This window comes from Paraburkholderia sp. OAS925 (genome assembly GCF_040543975.1).
Classification (GTDB): domain Bacteria; phylum Pseudomonadota; class Gammaproteobacteria; order Burkholderiales; family Burkholderiaceae; genus Paraburkholderia; species Paraburkholderia graminis.
Genome location: NZ_JBEUNO010000001.1, coordinates 853,998 through 869,457 on the forward strand (window position 1 = coordinate 853,998; position 15,460 = coordinate 869,457).

The window sequence follows — 15,460 nt, forward strand, 5'->3', positions numbered from 1 at the left end:
CTGCCGTTATCCAAAGGTTAGCGCGTAAAAGACTCGCATCGATGCCGCCGGACGCATCGCAAGCGGCCTCGCGCTCCCGCCCGAAGAACGATCGACGTTCGGAACCCATGACTCCTTTCATCTCGAAGCGGCTGCTGATCAACATAGCGGTCGTGGCCGTCGCGCTCGGCGCAAACGTGTTCGCCGCATGCTTGCAGATCGCCGGCCAGCGTGAGGCCGACGCGCGCATGCTGCATTCGACGCACGTTCGCCAGAGCCTCGACGCGTACCAGTCGGCGCTCGACGGCGGTCTCGCCGCGCTCGGCCGCCTCGAGGCCGCGGGCGATCCGCCGCCCGTCGACGCGGCCGCGACGATGAACGCGACGCTCGCGAGTCTCGAAAGCAAGTTGCAGGGCGAACTGGCCGACGAACCCGCGATGCTCGCCACGCTCGCCCAGGTCGGCGCGGACCGGCGCGCGCTGCAACGCGACATCGGCGATGCGCTGCTCACGCGCGACGCCGACGAGCCGGCCGCCTCGCGCGCATGGACGGCGGCGTCGTACATGCACGCCGGGCTCGGGCTGCAGCGTGTCGAAGCGGGCCTCGCCGCGCTGCGGGCAGCCGAGAACCGCGCGTTGCAGGCGTCGCTCGCGGCGTCGTCGAAGGAGCGGCGGCACGCGGCGCTGTTTCTGATCGCGACCATGCTGGCGGGCGCGGCGCTCCTGATCTTCACCTTCGGCGCACGCGAAAGCAGCGCGCGCAAGAAGCTGCACAGCGTGCGCGCGCTCGGCCGCAACGACGAGCGCTTTCGCAGCCTGTTCGACGATCATCCGGTGCCGATGTATATCTTCGAGCGCGAGACGCTGCGCTTTCTCGCCGTCAATTCGGCCGCGATCAAGCAGTACGGCTATTCGGAGAGCGAGTTTCTCGACATGACGATTCGCGCGATCCGGCCGAATAGCGAGATCGGCCGGCTCGAGTCGCACTTGCAGCGCGCCGACAGCGCCGAGCGCGGGCGCACGATGGCGGGCATCTGGCATCACCGGCGCAAGGACGGCTCGGTGATCAGCGCGGACATCTCCTATCACGCGCTGAACTTCATGGGCCGCGCCGCGTTCTTCGTTCTCGCCGACGACGTCACCGAGCAGATCAACGCCGAAGCCGAGGCGCAGCGCTCGAACCAGATGCTCGAAGCGGTGATCGACAACATCCCGCAGCGCATTTTCTGGAAGGACCTGGAGTCGCGCTATCTCGGCTGCAACATGGCGTTCGCGCGCGACGCGGGTCTGTCGTATCCCGAGCAGGTGGTCGGCAAGAGCGACGCCGACATGCCGTGGCGCGCGTTCGCCGAATTGCTCAACGCGCACGACAGGGAAGTGGTCGGCACGGGCGTGCCGAAGATGAACTTCGAAGTCGACGTGGTGATAGACGGCGTGCACCGCACGACCGTCACGAGCAAGCTGCCGTTCACCGACGGCGACGGCCGCGTGATCGGCGTGCTGGGTTCGTACACGGACATCACCGAGCGCAAGCGCGCCGACCTCGCGCTGCGTCTGCAAAGCCGCGCGCTCGATGCGAGCGTCAACGCGATTCTGATCACGGCGCCTTCGCCGGCGGGCAATCTCATCGAATACGTGAATCCCGCCTTTATGCGCATCACGGGCTACGATCCCGCCGAGGTGATCGGCCACGATTGCCGCGTGCTGCAACGCGACGATCGCGAGCAGGAAGGTGTCGCGCTGATCCGCGAGGCGCTCGCCGCGAATCGCGAAGTGAGCGCGGTGGTGCGCAACTATCGCAAGGACGGCGCGCTGTTCTGGAATCAGCTTTTCATCGCGCCGGTGCCGGATGCGGAAGGCGTGATTACGCATCACATCGGCGTGATTAACGACGTGACCGACCTGATGCGCTATCAGGAACAGCTCGAATATCAGGCCAACTATGACAGCCTCACGCGCCTGCCAAACCGCAACCTGCTGCGCGACCGCTTGCAGCATGCGTTGATCGTCGCGCAGCGGCAGCACAAGGGCCGTCGCGGTCGTGTTCATGGATCTCGACGGCTTCAAGAACGTCAACGACAGCCTGGGCCACAGCGTCGGCGACCGGCTGCTCGGTGTCGTCGCGGAGCGGCTCGCGCGCTGCACACGCACGAGCGATACGGTCGCGCGTCACGGCGGCGACGAGTTCGTGGTCGTGATGACCGATACCGTCGACGAACAATCGCTGATTGCGTGGATGGAGCGCGTGCGCGCGTCGATCTCGGAGCCGGTGTGGCTCGACGGAACGGAACTGTACGTGGGCTGCAGCCTGGGCGCGAGCCTGTTCCCGCAAGACGGCGACGACGCCGAAACGCTGATGAAAAAGGCCGATCTCGCGATGTATCGCGCGAAGGACATGGGCCGCAACACGTTCCAGTTCTATCAGCCCGAGATGAACGCGAGCGCGGGCGCGCGCCTTAACCTGGAGCGGCGTCTGCGGCGCGCGCTGCGCGACAACCAGTTCTTGCTGCACTATCAGCCGCAAGTCGATATTTCACACCGGGCGGATTGTCGGCACCGAGGCGCTGGTGCGCTGGCGCGATCCCGAAGTCGGGCTCGTGCCGCCGTCGTCGTTCATTCCCGTTGCCGAAGAAAGCGGGCTGATCGGCCCGCTGTCGGAATGGGTGCTGCGCGAAGCGTGCCGTCAAAACAAGGCGTGGCAAGACCTCGGCTTGCCGCCGGCGCGCGTTTCCGTGAACCTGTCGGCGCGCGTGTTCCAGCAGCGCGACATTGCCAAGCTCGTGATGCAGGTGCTCGACGAAACCGGGCTCGAGCCGCGATATCTGGAACTGGAACTGACCGAAAGCGCGATCATGCGCAATGCCGAAGAAGCCGTGTCGATGCTCAACGAACTGAGCGCGCTGGGCATCGGCCTCGCAATCGACGACTTCGGCACCGGCTATTCGAGCCTCAGCTATCTGAAGCGCTTTCCCGTGGACCGGCTGAAGATCGACCGCTCGTTCGTGTCCGACATCGGCATCTCGGGCGACGACGAGACCATTACTTCGGCGATCATCGCACTCGCGCATTCGTTGAAGCTGCAAGTGATCGCCGAAGGCGTCGAGACCTCGGCGCAACTCGACTTTCTGAAGGAGCGCGCGTGCGACGAGATGCAAGGCTTCTACTTCGCGAAGCCTTTGTCGACTGATGCGATCTCCGAGCTGATGAAAGGCGGCACCGCGCACGAACCGGCGATGGCCTGAAGCCTGGCTAACGCCTGCGCCGCGCTCACACCGCTGGCGTACTCACGAAAACCGGCAACTGTTCCGCTGCCGCCGAAAACGCCTGCAAATGCGGGTGCGCGCTTGCGCTGACGATCTGCGGCAGCATCATCTGCGTGAAATTCCACGCGACGGCGACCGTGACTTCGGCCGCGCCGAAGCGCTCGGCCTCGGTCGGCAAGGGCGCCGCCGCAGCTTCCTGTTCGAGCTCGGCGTAGGCGGCGAGCACTTGCGCACGCACACGGTCCATCCACGGCTCATGCTGCTTGTCGGCCGGCCGCAGGTTGCGTTCGTAGACGATCTGCACGCTCTTGTCGCATGCGGCGAGCGAGAGGCCGGTCAGGCGCGCGGCGCGCAGGCAGTCGTCCGGATGCGACGGAAATAGCCGCTGCTTCGGACCGGCCAGCGACGCGAGATATTGCAGGATCACCGTCGAGTCCATCACCGTCTTGCCGTTGTCGGCGACGAGCGTCGGCGCCTTGACGACCGGGTTGATGGCCGCGAACTGGTCGTAGGTGCTGAACACCGAGATGGGCGCGTGCTCGAACTGGAGCCCGAGCATCTTCATACAGATAGCGACCCGGCGCACGTAAGGCGAGTCGAGCATTCCGATCAGTTTCATGTCTGTCCCGTTAGACGTTCTATCATCATGCGCCGTGGGGTCGCGGCGCTCGTTGCCTGTCGCCGCGTCCCGCCGCGTCCATGCGGCGCGCTTCACCGCAATAGATTAAGCATCGCGGCGCGGCAGAAAAAGCGAAATTATTCGACGGTTTACGTCAGAATCTCTTACATGAAACGCATTCCGCCCTTGACCGCTCTGCGCTGCTTCGAGGCCGTCGCGCGCCTCGGCGGCGTCACGCAGGCGGCCCGCGAGTTGCACGTCACGCATTCGGCGGTGAGCCAGCAGATCAAGGTACTCGAAGAGGCGATGGGCGTCGCGCTTTTCGTACGCGAGGCGCGCGGTCTGCGTCCGACCGACGAAGGCCGTCTCTACGCGCTCGAGATCCGCGCGGCGCTGCGCGACATCACGCAGGCCACGCGCCGCGTGCTCGCGCGTCCGCACGACAGCGAACTGGTGATAGCAACGTTGCCGTCGTTCGCGCAACATTGGCTCGTGCCGCGTCTGCCCGACTTTCGCGACGCGCATCCGTATTACCGCGTTCGTCTCGTGACGAGTTTGCAGCTTGAAGATTTGCGCCACGGTGCGAGCGATGTCGGCATTCGCATGGGCCAGGGCCATTGGCCCGACGTCGCGCATCAAAAGCTATTCGACGATGAAATGATCGTGGTCGCCGCGCCGCATTTCGCGCTCGCGCCAGGTGGCCGCTTGCCGGTGACGGCCGAAGAGGTGATCGCGTGTCCGCTGATTTCGAGTCCCGACGCGCCGTGGGCCGACTGGTGCGAAGCCGCGAAGGTCGCGCAACCGGATGCCGCGCGCGTGGTGTTGTCCGCGAACGATTCGAACGTGGTGATCGGCGCGGTATTGCTCGGCCAGGGCGTTGCGCTCGAGCGGCGCAGCCTGGTCGCGCACGCGCTTGCGCGCGGCGAGCTGGTGCAGATCACGCGGGTTCGCGTGCCTTATCGCTATCCGTACTGGCTTGTGTGGCAGCAGCGCGAAACGCTCACTGCGCAGCAGGCGCATTTCGCGCAGTGGATCGAAGGACAGGTCGACGCGTATCTGCGCGCGAATGCGGCGCTTGGGGATAAATAGCGCCGCGCTGCGGTCAGGCGGGTTCGGCGCGTTGGGGCGGGTCCGGCGCGTTTCAGTCGAGCGCGGGCAGTGCGCGCGGGCGGCGGTCGCTGTCGGTGGCGACGTAGGTCAGCGTGGCCTCCGTCACTTTGACGATGTCTTCCGCGAGGCTCATACGTTGCGCGTAGACCTCGACGGAAACGGTGATGGACGTATTGCCCGTCTTCACGATGTCCGCATAAAAGCTCAGCAGATCGCCGACGAACACCGGCTGCTTGAAGAGGAACGAATTGACCGCGATGGTCGCGACTCGCCCGTTCGCGCGGCGGCTTGCCGGGATCGAGCCGGCAATGTCCACCTGCGCCATGATCCAGCCGCCGAACACGTCGCCGTGGATATTGGCGTCGGCCGGCTGCGGCATGACGCGCAGCGCGCAAGGCTTTTGCGGGAGTTGGAGAATATCGGTCATCAAGTACCCTGGAAACGCGTGTTGGTTTGATTCGCCTGGCCGGCGCGGCTCACGACGCAAGCCGCGGACATTGCCAAACAGCAGAGCCGCGCCCAACGTCCAGCCATAACGAGCCGCCTCGCCGATGAAAAGCGGCGCCAGCCGGCTTCTGCGACAATAGAACGATCAGGAATTGTACGGGAAAGCGCCCAGTCAGGTCGCGACGAGGCCCCGTGCGCCGGCAGTTGGCGGCGCGCGCGTGGCGGTCGCGGCCGCTGCGAACTCCGGCATTTCCATATCTCCCCAGCCCAATCCATGCGCCGCTCGCTTCCGTCCGAACCCTCGCCGATTTCCACCCAGCCGCGCAACGACTGGCAGACGATCCTGTCTCTGCTGCCGTATCTCGCCACCTACAAATGGCGCGTCGCGTTCGCGCTGAGCTGCCTGATCGGCGCGAAGATCGCCAACCTCGGCGTGCCGATCGTGATGAAGCGGATCGTCGACAGTCTCGCGTCCGTGCAGCATCTCACGGCGCTTGGCCGCGCGCACGATTCGCCGGGCATCGTGCTGCTCGGCGGCGTCGGCTTGCTGGTGGTCGCCTATGCGGTGGTGCGGCTCTCCACGTCGCTCTTCACCGAGTTGCGCGAAATCCTCTTTTCGAAAGTCACCGAAAGCGCCGTGCGGCAACTCGCGCTCAAGGTGTTCCGGCATCTGCATGGCCTGTCGTTGCGCTTTCATCTCGAGCGGCAAACGGGCGGCATGTCGCGCGACATCGAACGCGGCACGCGCGGCATCACGCAACTCATTTCGTATTCGCTGTACAGCATTCTGCCGACGCTCGTCGAAGTCGGCCTCGTGCTTGGCTTTTTCGTCGTCAAATACGAGGCGTATTACGCCGCGGTCACGTTCGTGGCGCTGGCCGTGTACATCGTCTTCACGGTGAAGGTGACCGAGTGGCGCACGCATTTTCGCCGCACGATGAACGAGCTCGATTCGAAGGCGAACTCGCGTGCCATCGACTCCTTGCTCAACTATGAAACCGTCAAATACTTCGGCAATGAAGAGTGGGAAGCGAGCCGTTACGACGAGAACCTGAAGCGCTATCGCACCGCGGCGATCAAGTCGCAGCGCTCGCTGTCGGCGCTGAACTTCGGGCAGCAGGCGATCATCGGCACGGGGCTCGTGTTCATTCTGTGGCGCGCGACCGAAGGCGTGATGGCCGGGCGCCTCACGCTCGGCGATCTCGTGCTGATCAACACGTTCATGCTGCAGCTTTATATTCCGCTGAATTTTCTCGGCGTCGTGTATCGCGAGCTGAAGCAAAGTCTCACCGACATGGACCGCATGTTCACGCTGCTCGGCGCCGCGCAGGAAGTGCCCGATGTGCCCGGCGCGCCCGCGCTGCGAGTGAGCGGCGGGCAAGTGCGTTTCGAGCACGTCAACTTTTCGTACGAGCCGGCGCGGCAGATTCTGCACGACGTGAGCTTCACGATTGCGGCGGGCACCACGACGGCCGTGGTCGGGCATAGCGGCTCGGGCAAGTCGACGCTCGCGCGGCTGATGTTCCGCTTCTACGATCTGGACCGCGCGACGGGCGGCGCGATCACCATCGACGGTCAGGATATTCGCGACGTCGCGCAGGCATCGCTGCGCGCGTCGATCGGCACGGTGCCGCAGGACACGGTGCTGTTCAACGATTCGATCTACTACAACATCGCTTATGGACGGCCTTCGGCGACGCGCGACGAAGTGATCGCGGCGGCGCGCGCGGCGCATATCCACGAGTTCATCGAAGGACTGCCGAAAGGCTATGACACGCCGGTCGGCGAGCGCGGCCTGAAGCTCTCGGGCGGCGAGAAGCAGCGCGTCGCGATTGCGCGGACCATCCTGAAGAATCCGCCGATTCTACTGTTCGACGAGGCGACCTCCGCACTCGATTCACGTTCGGAACGCGCGATCCAGCACGAGCTTGATCAGATCGCGCGCGAACGCACGACGCTGATCATCGCGCACCGGCTGTCGACGGTCGTGCACGCTCAGCAGATCATCGTGATGGACAAGGGGCGCATCGTCGAGCGCGGCACGCATGCCGAACTGTTGCGCGCAAACGGCCTGTTCGCGCAGATGTGGGCGTTGCAGCAGCAACGCGCGGCTGAGACGTCGGAAGCGGTGGAGAGTGCCGGCGCGGCTGCGATGCCTGACAGCGCGGAACTGCCGGCGCGTTGAACGCAAACTCAGCGCGACCGCACCGCGATCTCAGCGCGACCGCAACCGCTCATCGAGTTGCTGAAGCTGCGCCGGCGTGCCGACGTTTTCCCACAAGCCTTCGTATAACTCGCCGGTCGCAAGACCGCGTGCGATCGTTTCGCGGTAATACGGCGTGAGCGCGCGTCGCGTGCCACGCGGAAGATCGCGGAACATGCGCGTGTCGTAGAGTCCGATATTGCCGAACGTGAAGCGCGGCGCGCCGTCGAGCGACAACACATCGTCCTTGAGCGCAAAGTCTCCGTTCGGATGAAACGGCGGATTCGGCACCATGACGAGATGCATGCCCGGCTCGGGCAAAGCCTTCAATGCGTCGGCGCGCGCGCTCAACCTGCTGTAATCGAAGTCCGCGTACACGTCGCCGCTCACCGCGACGAACACTTCGCTTGCCCCGTTATCTTCGATCAGCGTAAGCGCCTGCACGATGCCGCCCGCGGTCTCGAGTGCTTCACGCTCGGGCGAATAGCGCAGTTCGACGTGCCAGCGTGAACCGTCGCCGAGCGCGGCTTCGATCTGCTCGCCGAGCCACGCGTGATTGATCACGATGGTTTCAAAGCCCGCCCGCGCGAGCCGTTCGATCTGCCAGACAATCAGCGGCTTGCCGCCCGCTTCGAGTAAAGGCTTCGGACACGCGTCGGTCAACGGACGCATGCGCTCGCCGCGGCCCGCGGCGAAAATCATCGCTTTCTTCAGAGGCATTGTGATTGTTCAGAACGTGTAGCCGATTTCATTCGCGCGGCCTTCGAGATCGTCGAGCAGCTTGCCGAACTGACGCAGCGGTGCATAACGTTCGGCCACCTTGCGCGCATAGCCGATGAAGCGCGGCAAGTCGTTCATGTAATGCGCCTTGCTGTCGCGGTAATTGATGCGGCAGAAGAGACCCAGCACCTTGATATGCCGTTGCAGACCCATCCATTCGATCTGCCGATAGAACTCGCCGAAATCGGGATCGACGGGCAGGCCGGCTTTCTTCGCGCGTTCCCAGTAGTAGACGAAGCAATCGAGCTCGAACTCCTCGTCCCAACTGAGGAAGGCGTCGCGCAGCAACGACGCGACGTCGTAAGTGATTGGGCCGTGTACCGCGTCCTGGAAGTCGAGCACGCCGGGGTTGGCCGCGCGGCTTGCTTCGCCGGCCGCGCCTGGCGCTGCGCACACCATCAGATTGCGCGGCATGAAATCGCGCAGCATGAACACTTGCGGCTGCGCCCGCGCGCTCGCGATCAGCAGCGCGAACGTGCGGTCGAGCAGGCCGCGCGTATTGTCGTCGACCTCGCGCCCCAGGTGCCTGCCGATGAACCACTCCGGCATCAGCTCCATCTCGCGGCGCAGGAACGCTTCGTCGAACGGCGGCAGCACGTCTTCGCGCGATGTCAGTTGCCAGCGGATCAGCGCGTCGAGCGCGTCGCGCATCAGCGTGCGTGCGCGGCGCGGATCGTTATCGTTTTGCGCGGCCGTGAGCGCGCCGAGGTACGACGCGGTGCCGAGATCGGTGACGAGCATCAAGCCCGCGTCGAAATCCACTTCGAGGATGCGCGGCACATGCACGTTGGCCGCTTCGAGCAACTGCGCGACCTGCACGAACTCGCGGCATTTTTCGGGCGGCGGCGCGTCGACCGCGATCAGCGTGCCGGCGTTTTCGCCTTCCGCCGCCTTACCGGCGAGCCGGAAATAGCGGCGAAAGCTCGCGTCGGACGAAGCGGGCGCGAGCGTGCTGATGTCGAGTGCATAACGGGCCGCGTGGCCTTGCAGCCAGGCCTTGAGCAGTTCGAGGCGGCTGTCGGCGGGATGGTGTGTGAAGTCTTGGGAAGGGGGCAGCGTCATGAAAACCGGCGGCAAATTCAGAGGGACAACGTCTTGCCATATAATACCCCACGACTTTTTTGACGCGACTCACGCCAGCTTTCGCGTATTCCGCTTTACCGCCCGCCTCACCGTTCGGAGATTGTAAATATTGTGTGCAGCCGACTGTCACGGTCGTGGTGTGCAGGCGGTGGATCGTGACTGCAAAAGCTGACGGACGGGCCGATTCGCCAAACGATACATGCCGCCTAGACAGCTTTCCCAAACGAATCCCTCTTGTGCCGCGATGCCGCGCAAAAGGCGGCTCGTCGCGGCGTTGATCGCCGTTCCGGGCCTCGTGCCCGCGCTTGCTCACGCCCAATTGGTCGGTGAGGCGGCGCAGCCGCAGCCAATCGATCCACCGTGGGGCATGCAACTCGCTCCGCAACTCGAAGACCATGTGCTGCAGCCGGGACAAAAGCCGGCCACGTTCGTGCTCGGCGATTCGACCAACGGCACGACGGACCAGGACATGGCCGTCAAGGGCGCGGCCGAAGTGCGCCGCGGTACGGTCGTCATCAAGTCCGACGCGCTGCATTACGATCAGGACTCGGACATGGCCGATGCATACGGCCAGGTTCACATCAGCAACAACGGTACAACCTTCGCGGGGCCCGAGGCGCACATGCGCGTGGATTCGAGCGAAGGCTTCATGACCGCGCCCAAGTATCACTTCAACGTGACGGGCGGTTCGGGCAGCGCGGAGCGCGTCGATCTGCTCGACAACGAGCGCTCGGTGTTCACGAAGGGCACCTACACGGCCTGCGCGTGCGCGGATAATCCGGCGTGGTATATCAAGGGCAGCGAGTTCGATTTCGATACCGGTGCCGACGAAGGCGTGGCCTACAATAGCGTGCTGTTTTTCCAGGGCGTGCCGGTGTTCGCGTCGCCGTGGCTCTCGTTTCCGCTGTCGGGCGAGCGGCGCAGCGGTATCTTGCCGCCCACCTTCTCGCTCAGTTCGACGAACGGTTTCGAACTGTCGGTGCCGTATTACTTCAACATCGCGCCGAATCGCGATCTGACGGTCACGCCGCGGATCATTTCGAAGCGCGGCGTGCAGTTGCAAAGCACCTTCCGCTATCTGTCGCCCACGTATTCTGGCTCGATTACCGGCGAGTACCTGCCGAACGACCGGCTGACGAAGACCAACCGCTACGCGCTGTATATCCAGCACAACCAGAACTTCGGCAACGGGTTCGGCGGCTATATCTACTACAACAAGGTTTCGGACAATACGTATCCGGAAGACCTGTCGTCGTCGTCGAATCAGTTCATGAACGGCACCCAGCTCCTGTATCAGCAGGAGGCCGGGTTGACCTACAACAACGGCCCGTGGTCCGTGCTCGCGCGCGAACAGCACTGGCAGACGCTCACGCCGTCGGTCGCGCCGTATGGCCGCGAGCCGCAGTTGAACGTGAGGTACGCGAAGTACAACGTGGGCGGCTTCGACTTCGGCGCCGAAGCGGACTACACGAATTTCCGCATCACGACCGCGGACATGACCCAGGGTCAACGGGTGATGTTCAACCCGTATATTTCGTACTCCGTGGTGGGGCCGGGTTATTTCGTCACGCCGAAGGTGCAGTGGCACTTCGCGTCGTACAACCTGAACAACATCAGCAACGATGTGCCCGCCGGCACGCCGAAGAATTTCACCGAATCGATCCCCACGCTGACGTTCGACACCGGTCTGATTTTCGACCGCTCGGTCCGGCTCTTCGGCGAGGATTACATCCAGACGCTGGAACCGCGCCTGTACTACGTGTACACGCCGTATCGCAACCAGCAGTCAGCGCCGCTCTTCGATACCGCGGAATCCGACTTCGGGCTCGCCGAAATCTTCACGCCGAACACGTTCGTCGGCAACGACCGTATCGCGGATGCAAACCGCCTGACCGCGGCCCTCACCACGCGCTTCATCAACCCGGCAACGGGCGACGAACGCGCGCGCTTCGTGATCGCGCAGCAGTACTATTTCCGCGATCAGCGCGTCACGCTGACGCCGACGCAGACGAGCACGCAGGCCACGCATTCCGATCTGATCGTGGGCGCGTCGCTCAAGCTCGGGGCCGGTTTCGCGTCGGAAACTGCGTTCCAATATAATGCCGACAACAACCAGCTGGTCAAGACGAGCGTCGGCTTCGGATTCAGTCCGGCAACCGGCAAGGTGCTCAACGTCGCGTATCGGTACACGCGCGCGAACACCACGCTCGACAACGAGCCTATCAACCAGGTGCTGGTGTCGGGGCAATGGCCGCTGGCGCATCGGGTGTTCGGTGTCGGGCGCTTCAATTACGATCTGGGCGGACATCGCATCGTCGACGGACTCGTTGGTCTGCAGTACGACGCAGATTGCTGGACGCTCGGCGCGGGTCTTCAGCGCTACGCAAACGGGCTGAATACGTCGGGGCAGCACCAGTCGAGCACGCGCTTTCTCGCGCAGTTGACGTTCAAGGGCTTGTCGAGCGTCGACAACGGGCTGATTGCCGCGTTCCGCAGCAGCGTGGCGGGCTATACGCCGCTGCCGCCACCGCCGCCGCCGGAGTCGCGGTTCATCAATTACGAATGACGCTCGCCCGGTCGTTCATCGAATGCGAAAAGACGGGCCAGGCGTGCCCGACATCATTGGAGTATCTGTGGCAATCATGAAAAAGCTTCGCTTGGCAACGCTCGCGGCAGGTCTCGCCGCCGTGGCGTCTTTCCTGTCGGTGGCGCCGGTGCACGCGCAGGCGCTTGCCGGCAACCGCGGCCAGACGGTCGACACGATCGCCGCAGTGGTCAACAACGGTGTCATCACGCGGCGTGAACTCGAAGAACGCGTGAGCCTCATCACGCGCCGGCTGAACCAGCAAAACGCGCCGATCCCGCCGGCCGACCAGTTGCGTCAGCAGGTGCTCAACCAGATGGTGCTGGAACGCATCCAGTTGCAGAAGGCGAAGGAAGACGGCATCAATATCGACGACGCAGCCGTGCAGAAAACGCTGGAGCGGCTCGCGCAGGCGAACAACCTGTCGCTCGACGTCTACCGCGCGCGTATCGAGGCGCAAGGCGTGCCCTGGACCACGTTCACGAGCGACGCGCGTACCGAACTGACGCTCTCGCGTCTGCGTGAGAAGGAAGTGGACAGCAAGGTCACGGTGTCGGACGCGGAAGTCGCGAACTACATCGCAAGTCAGCGCGGCCCGAACGCGGGCGCGACGAGCGACCTGCACCTGGAGCACATTCTGCTGAAGGCGCCGCTGAACGCGCCGCAACCCGATATCGAGGCGGCTCAGAAGAAGGCCGAGGCATTGCTCGCCGAGGCGAAGGGCGGTGCCAACTTCGAAAAACTCGCGAAGTCGAATTCGCAGGCGCCGGATGCGTCGAAGGGCGGCGACATGGGCTATGCGGCGCCGTCGAAGCTGCCGCCGGAGTTCGTCAAGGCGGCGTCGGCGCTGCGTCCGGGCCAGGTCAATCCGGAAGTGATCCGCACCAGCGACGGCTTCGAGGTCGTGCGTCTCGTCGATCGCCGTGCCGGTCAGGGCACGAGTTCCGATGCGCCGAAGCTCGTGCAAACGCATGTGCGCCACATTCTGCTGCGCGTCGGCGACGGCATGTCCGAGCCGCAAGCGCGTCAGAAGCTGCTCGAAATCAGGAAGGAAATCGCCGCGGGCGGCGACTTCTCGAAGTTCGCCAGCACCTATTCGCAAGACGGTTCGTCGTCGCAAGGCGGCGACCTGGGCTGGATCAGCCCCGGCGAGACGGTGCCCGAATTCGAGCGCGCGATGAACTCGCTGCAGGACGGCCAGATCAGCGACCCGGTGCGCAGCGAATACGGTTATCACCTGATTCAGGTGCTGGAGCGCCGCGAAGCGCAAGGCTCGATTGCACAGCAAATGGATCTTGCGCGCCAGGCGATCGGTCAGCGCAAGGCCGAACAGGCTTACGCCGACTGGCTGCGCGAACTGCGCGATACTGCGTACGTCGAAGTCAAGCCTGATCTGTCGAGCATTCGGTAATCGTCATGAACACCGCCGCCCAGTCCGCCCGTTTGCCGTTGCAGATCGCGATCACGACCGGCGAGCCGGCCGGCGTCGGTCCCGAACTCACGGCGCAGGCGCTCGCGGGCGCGGCGGCGCATTGGCCCGGCGCACAGTTCACGGTGCTGGGCGATTCAACGCTGCTCGCCGAACGCGCGCGCGCAGTGGGTGTCGACTGGAGCGCGCTCGCCGCGCAGGCGGGGCGCATTAGCGTGCAGCATCGGCCGCTCGGCGCGCCGGCGGTCGCGGGCAAACTGAACGCGGCCAATGGGCGCTATGTGCTCGATCTGCTGGACAGCGCAATCGACGGCGCAATGGCCGGCACCTTCGACGCGATCGTCACCGCGCCGCTGCAAAAGAGCACGATTAACGACGCCGGCGTGCCCTTTACCGGCCATACCGAATATCTCGCCGAGCGCACGCACACGCCGCGCGTGGTGATGATGCTGGCGGGCACCGGCAAGCGTCCGTTGCGGGTCGCGCTCGCGACCACGCATCTGCCGCTGAAAGATGTTTCCGCCGCGTTGACGCAGCAAGGTCTCGTCGAAACGTTGCGCATTGTCGATCACGACTTGCGGCATCACTTCGGCTTGCCCGCGCCGCGCATTCTCGTGACCGGGCTCAACCCGCACGCGGGCGAAAACGGCTATCTCGGGCGCGAGGAAATCGACGTGATCTCGCCCGCGCTGAAGCTCGCTAACGGTGAAGGCATCGACGCGCGCGGTCCTTATCCGGCCGACACGCTGTTTCAGCCGCGTTATCTGGACGAAGCCGACTGCGTGCTTGCCATGTTCCACGATCAGGGCTTGCCGGTACTGAAGTACGCGACGTTCGGCGAAGGCATCAACATCACGCTCGGCTTGCCGATCATCCGCACGTCGGTCGATCACGGCACCGCGCTCGATCTCGCCGGCACCGGCCGCGCCGACGCGGGCAGCCTGATCGCCGCCATCGACACAGCGGTGTCCATGGCGCAACATCGCCGCGCGGGCTGATTCAACGCTGCCGCGGCAGCCTCGCGCGTCGTCTCTTTTCAAGCAGTGCTCTTTCTTTAGCGTTTCTTCGATGTCCACCAGCAGACAGCAGCAGGGCCGCCACCAAGGTCATATCGCGCGCAAGCGTTTCGGGCAGAACTTTCTGGTCGACATGGGCGTGATCGATTCGATCGTCGACGTGATCCGGCCGCAACGCGGCGAGCGCATGGTCGAAATCGGGCCGGGGCTCGGCGCGCTCACGCAGCCGCTGATCGAGCGGCTCGCCACGCCCGAGGCGCCGCTGCATGCCGTCGAGCTGGACCGCGATCTGATCGGGCGTCTGAAGAACAAGTTCGGCGAGCTGCTCGAACTGCATGCGGGCGATGCGCTCGCGTTCGACTTCGGCTCGCTGGCCGCGCCTGGCGACGCGCCGTCGCTGCGCATTGTCGGCAATCTGCCGTACAACATTTCGAGCCCGCTGCTGTTTCATCTCGTGTCGTTCGCGCCTCGCGTGATCGATCAGCACTTCATGCTGCAAAACGAGGTGGTGGAGCGGATGGTGGCCGAGCCGGGCACGAAGGCGTTCAGCCGTCTTTCGGTGATGCTGCAATATCGCTATGTGATCGACAAGCAGCTCGACGTGCCGCCCGAGGCGTTCCAGCCACCGCCGAAAGTCGATTCCGCGATCGTGCGAATGATTCCATATGCGCCGCACGAACTGACGCCCGTGGACGAGCGCGTGCTCGGCGAGGTGGTCACCGCTGCCTTCTCGCAGCGGCGCAAGATGCTGCGCAACACGCTGGCTGCATTCCGCGATCGCGTCGACTTCGAGGCGATCGGCTTCGACCTGCAACGCCGCGCCGAAGATGTGCCGGTCGCCGAATATGTGCGCGTCGCGCAGATCGTGGCGGCCAAGGCCTGATACGCGGCTCAGTGGCGGCCTGGCTTCTTTGCGACGCCTCGCCGCTTTTATAGCCGGCATATAGC

The 15,460-nt window shown here is 64.4% G+C and carries 10 protein-coding genes and 1 pseudogene; 7 read left to right on the forward strand and 4 right to left on the reverse strand.

The genetic code is table 11. The features are described from left to right. Positions 1-107: 107 nt before the first annotated feature. Positions 108-3,220, forward strand: a pseudogene (locus tag ABIE53_RS03825) (sensor domain-containing protein). Positions 3,221-3,245: 25 nt separating this feature from the next. Here ABIE53_RS03825 and ABIE53_RS03830 read toward each other — a convergent pair. Continuing rightward, positions 3,246-3,860: a glutathione S-transferase gene (locus ABIE53_RS03830; RefSeq protein WP_192700018.1), complete on the reverse strand. Its 615-nt coding sequence runs from the start codon at positions 3,858-3,860 to the stop codon at positions 3,246-3,248. A gap of 168 nt (positions 3,861-4,028) precedes the next feature. On the opposite strand from ABIE53_RS03830, the gene ABIE53_RS03835 reads away from it, so the two are divergent. Further along, positions 4,029-4,949 (forward strand): LysR substrate-binding domain-containing protein, encoded by a 921-nt coding sequence (locus ABIE53_RS03835; protein ID WP_192700019.1) that lies wholly within the window; start codon positions 4,029-4,031, stop codon positions 4,947-4,949. Positions 4,950-5,001: 52 nt separating this feature from the next. On the opposite strand, the gene ABIE53_RS03840 is transcribed toward ABIE53_RS03835, so the two are convergent. Next, on the reverse strand, positions 5,002-5,397 hold the full coding sequence (locus tag ABIE53_RS03840) for an acyl-CoA thioesterase (protein WP_006047951.1): 396 nt from the start codon (positions 5,395-5,397) through the stop codon (positions 5,002-5,004). 294 nt (positions 5,398-5,691) lie between these two features. Here ABIE53_RS03840 and ABIE53_RS03845 point away from each other — a divergent pair, with 294 nt between their 5' ends. Next, the gene (locus ABIE53_RS03845) at positions 5,692-7,602 is read left to right on the forward strand and encodes an ABCB family ABC transporter ATP-binding protein/permease (protein WP_006047950.1); all 1,911 of its coding nucleotides are present in this window, start codon (positions 5,692-5,694) and stop codon (positions 7,600-7,602) included. Positions 7,603-7,632: 30 nt separating this feature from the next. Here the strand turns inward: ABIE53_RS03845 and murU are convergent, their stop codons facing one another. Beyond that, positions 7,633-8,340 (reverse strand): N-acetylmuramate alpha-1-phosphate uridylyltransferase MurU, encoded by a 708-nt coding sequence (gene murU, locus ABIE53_RS03850; RefSeq protein ID WP_114155793.1) that lies wholly within the window; start codon positions 8,338-8,340, stop codon positions 7,633-7,635. Between the two features lie 9 nt (positions 8,341-8,349). Beyond that, on the reverse strand, positions 8,350-9,462 hold the full coding sequence (locus ABIE53_RS03855; protein WP_192700020.1) for an aminoglycoside phosphotransferase family protein: 1,113 nt from the start codon (positions 9,460-9,462) through the stop codon (positions 8,350-8,352). Between the two features lie 220 nt (positions 9,463-9,682). On the opposite strand from ABIE53_RS03855, the gene ABIE53_RS03860 reads away from it, so the two are divergent. The 4 genes from ABIE53_RS03860 to rsmA all read left to right on the forward strand — a co-directional run bounded on the left by ABIE53_RS03860 (position 9,683) and on the right by rsmA (position 15,395). After that, the gene (locus tag ABIE53_RS03860; protein ID WP_029970463.1) at positions 9,683-12,049 is read left to right on the forward strand and encodes an LPS-assembly protein LptD; all 2,367 of its coding nucleotides are present in this window, start codon (positions 9,683-9,685) and stop codon (positions 12,047-12,049) included. Between the two features lie 67 nt (positions 12,050-12,116). Further along, positions 12,117-13,478 (forward strand): peptidylprolyl isomerase, encoded by a 1,362-nt coding sequence (locus tag ABIE53_RS03865; protein ID WP_006047946.1) that lies wholly within the window; start codon positions 12,117-12,119, stop codon positions 13,476-13,478. 5 nt (positions 13,479-13,483) lie between these two features. Beyond that, positions 13,484-14,494, forward strand: coding sequence for a 4-hydroxythreonine-4-phosphate dehydrogenase PdxA (gene pdxA / locus ABIE53_RS03870; RefSeq protein ID WP_192700021.1), 1,011 nt, complete (start codon positions 13,484-13,486; stop codon positions 14,492-14,494). Between the two features lie 70 nt (positions 14,495-14,564). Next, on the forward strand, positions 14,565-15,395 hold the full coding sequence (gene rsmA / locus ABIE53_RS03875) for a 16S rRNA (adenine(1518)-N(6)/adenine(1519)-N(6))-dimethyltransferase RsmA (RefSeq protein WP_114155796.1): 831 nt from the start codon (positions 14,565-14,567) through the stop codon (positions 15,393-15,395). The last annotated feature ends 65 nt before the right edge of the window (positions 15,396-15,460 follow it).

Coding starts and splice junctions, on each gene's coding strand:
- ABIE53_RS03860 (WP_029970463.1), top strand. CDS start 9,683: ATGCCGCCTAGACAGCTTTCCCAAACGAATCCCTCTTGTGCCGCGATG.
- ABIE53_RS03840 (WP_006047951.1), bottom strand. CDS start 5,397: ATGACCGATATTCTCCAACTCCCGCAAAAGCCTTGCGCGCTGCGCGTC.
- ABIE53_RS03830 (WP_192700018.1), bottom strand. CDS start 3,860: ATGAAACTGATCGGAATGCTCGACTCGCCTTACGTGCGCCGGGTCGCT.
- murU (WP_114155793.1), bottom strand. CDS start 8,340: ATGCCTCTGAAGAAAGCGATGATTTTCGCCGCGGGCCGCGGCGAGCGC.
- rsmA (WP_114155796.1), top strand. CDS start 14,565: ATGTCCACCAGCAGACAGCAGCAGGGCCGCCACCAAGGTCATATCGCG.
- ABIE53_RS03835 (WP_192700019.1), top strand. CDS start 4,029: ATGAAACGCATTCCGCCCTTGACCGCTCTGCGCTGCTTCGAGGCCGTC.
- ABIE53_RS03845 (WP_006047950.1), top strand. CDS start 5,692: ATGCGCCGCTCGCTTCCGTCCGAACCCTCGCCGATTTCCACCCAGCCG.
- pdxA (WP_192700021.1), top strand. CDS start 13,484: ATGAACACCGCCGCCCAGTCCGCCCGTTTGCCGTTGCAGATCGCGATC.
- ABIE53_RS03855 (WP_192700020.1), bottom strand. CDS start 9,462: ATGACGCTGCCCCCTTCCCAAGACTTCACACACCATCCCGCCGACAGC.